At 63.8% G+C, this 2,694-nt stretch carries 2 protein-coding genes; both read left to right on the top strand.

All coding sequences use genetic code 11. The features are described 5' to 3' along the window. Positions 1 to 73 precede the first annotated feature (73 nt). Positions 74 to 883 carry a metal ABC transporter ATP-binding protein gene (locus L8V00_RS09920; RefSeq protein ID WP_035006260.1) on the top strand — a complete coding sequence of 270 codons (810 nt, stop codon included), beginning with the start codon at positions 74 to 76 and terminating at the stop codon, positions 881 to 883. Next, positions 880 to 2,646 (top strand): metal ABC transporter solute-binding protein, Zn/Mn family, encoded by a 1,767-nt coding sequence (locus L8V00_RS09915; RefSeq protein ID WP_269944926.1) that lies wholly within the window; start codon positions 880 to 882, stop codon positions 2,644 to 2,646. Before L8V00_RS09920 ends, L8V00_RS09915 begins: the two co-directional genes overlap by 4 nt. Positions 2,647 to 2,694: the final 48 nt, after the last annotated feature.

The raw sequence follows: 2,694 nt of genomic DNA, 5'->3' as shown, positions 1-2,694 counted from the left end.
AACACCACCCCACCCCAAAGTTCAATACATTGAACTTGGTGATTCATTGAACTGAGCACTATTCTTGGCTGCCATGAGTATTAGCGTCCAGAACTTGAGCGTGAGCTACGGCGCGAACACCGCGATTCGGAACATCAGCTTCACCCTCGACTCCCCCGGCATGCACGGCATCATCGGCCCCAACGGCTCAGGCAAATCCACCCTCATGAAGGCGATGCTCCAGATCCTGGACAAACACAACGTCCACGGCACAGGCCCCACCGGCGCCCCTGCCGGCTACCCCGTCACCCTCGACGGCAAGGCCCCCGCCGAGCAGCGCCGCGCAATCGCTTATATCGAGCAGCGCTCTGACCTCGACCGCAACTTCCCCACCAGCGTCTTCGACACCGTCCTGATGGGCACTTACCCGCGCCTGGGTCTTTTCCACCGCCCCGGCAAGGCCGAACGCGAAGCAGCCACCCAGGCTCTCAAGGACGTCGACATGTGGGACTTTCGCCACCGCCACATCAGCGAACTCTCGGGCGGACAGTTCCAGCGCGTCCTCTTTGCCCGCGCCATCGTCCAGGACGCGGAGTACATCTTCCTGGACGAGCCCTTCGTCGGCATCGACGTCCCCAGCGAGAAGACGATCGTGACCCTGCTGCGGCAGATGGCGGACGCGGGCAAGCACGTCGTCGTCGTGCACCACGACATGAACACGGTGCGCGGCTACTACAACGACCTCATCGTCCTCAACGGCGAGCTCGTCGCGGCGGGTCCCACCGAGGAGGTCTTCGTCCCCGACGTGCTGCAGAAGGCCTTCGGCGCGCTCGTCATCCGCGAGCCGTCAGCACCAGCCCACCCCACGCCACGGCAGGCAGCCCTCCAGGAGGAGACAGCATGATCGCGGAGTTCCTCGACTCACTACTCAGCCACGGCTACCTGCAAAAAGCGCTGATCACCTCGGTGATCGTGGGCGTGGCCTGCGGCATCGTCGGCAGCTTCATCGTGCTGCGCGGCATGGCCCTGATCGGCGACGCCATCTCGCACGCCGTACTACCGGGGGTCGCGGCCTCCTACCTGCTCGGCACGAACCTCTTCCTCGGGGCGGTGGTCGCGGGTCTACTCGCCACACTGGCGATCGGGCTGATCAGCGAACGCTCCACTGTGAAGAACGATTCGGCGATCGGCATCGTCTTTTCCACCTTCTTCGCGATCGGCGTGCTGCTCATGGCGAAAGCGCAGACGGCGACGGATCTGACGGAGATCCTCTTCGGCAACGTCCTGACCGTTCAGGACGCCGACCGCAACCTCTCGATCGGTATTGCCGCTGCCGTGCTGATTCTCACGCTGGTCTTTTACAAGGAGCTCAAGCTCAGCACCTTCGACCCCGTCATGGCGCAGTCGGCTGGCGTGCCCGTGCGGGCAATCCACTACGGGCTGATGGTGGTGCTCACGCTGGTGACGGTCATTTCCCTGCAGACGGTGGGCGTGATCCTGGTGGTCTCCCTGCTGATCACTCCGGCGTCGGCGGCGTACCTGCTGACGAACCGGCTGGGAGTGATGATCGGGCTTTCAGTGGCGATCTCGGCGCTCAGCTCCGTAGTGGGGCTGTTCCTGAGCTATAGCTACAACGTGTCCTCCGGCGTGACGATCGTGCTGACCGCCAGCGCGCTGTTCCTGCTGGCTTTCCTCTTCGCGCAAGGCAAGGGACTGATTGCTCGCTCGCTGGGCAATAAGCCACTGGCCGCGCTGTTGGCCCTCCTGGTGGGCGGTGCCCTCGTGTTCGGGGCCGTGACCTTCTCGACGGAGGAGAAGGCAGACGGTGAGCAGCTGAACGTCGTCACCACCTTCACGCTGCTGGCGGACCTGGTGGAGGAGATCGGCGGCGAGGCGGTGGACGTCCATAACCTCGTGCCGACCGGCACGGACCCGCACGACTACGACCCCCTGCCCGCGGACCTGGATGCGACGAGCGACGCCGACCTGCTGTTCTACAACGGGCTGAACCTCGAGGGCGGTGAGCACGGCTGGCTCGCGAAACTGAAAAACACCGCGGGCCTGGACGATTCCCAGATGGTCGAGGCCACCAAGGGCGTGGAACCGAAGTACCTCAAGGACGAAAAGGGCAATCAGGAGATCAACCCGCACGCCTTCCTGGACCCGACCGTCGGCATCGCGATGGCCGAGAACGTGACCGCGGCGCTGGCCGAGGCCCTACCCGAGCGTGCCGAGCACATCGAGGAGAAGGGGGCGGAGTACAAGGCCATGCTGGAGAGCATCGACGCCGACTACCGCGAGCAGATCGGTGCGCTGCCGAAGGAGGATCGTGTGCTCGTGGCCAGTGAACATGCCTTCCAATACATGGTCGACACCTACGGCATGGAGCAGCTGTATATCTGGCAGATCGACACGGATGAAAACGGCTCCCCCGCGCAGATCGGACACCTCGTGCGCCAGCTGAAGGACAAGCGCCCGAAGCACCTGTTCGTGGAGTCGAACGTGGATACGCGCCCCATGAAGACCGTCTCGAAGGAGGCCGGGATTCCGATCTTCGACGAGCCACTGCACTCCGATGAGCTCGGCAAGCCGGGCACGGTCGCGGGAACCTACGAGGATTTCCTGCGCAGCAACTTGAAGACCATGATCGCGGGGCTGAAGCGCTAAAACGCGAATGCTCGAGGCCCACATGCGTTGGGCTTCCCCGGTCGCATT

It is taken from the genome of Corynebacterium evansiae, assembly GCF_027570065.1.
In the GTDB taxonomy this organism is placed as follows: Bacteria; Actinomycetota; Actinomycetes; order Mycobacteriales; family Mycobacteriaceae; genus Corynebacterium; species Corynebacterium evansiae.
This window is presented reverse-complemented; position numbering and strand designations above follow the sequence as displayed.

Excerpts from the sequence above, each read along its gene's own strand:
- L8V00_RS09920 (WP_035006260.1), top strand. The coding sequence starts at position 74 with ATGAGTATTAGCGTCCAGAACTTGAGCGTGAGCTACGGCGCGAACACC.
- L8V00_RS09915 (WP_269944926.1), top strand. The coding sequence starts at position 880 with ATGATCGCGGAGTTCCTCGACTCACTACTCAGCCACGGCTACCTGCAA.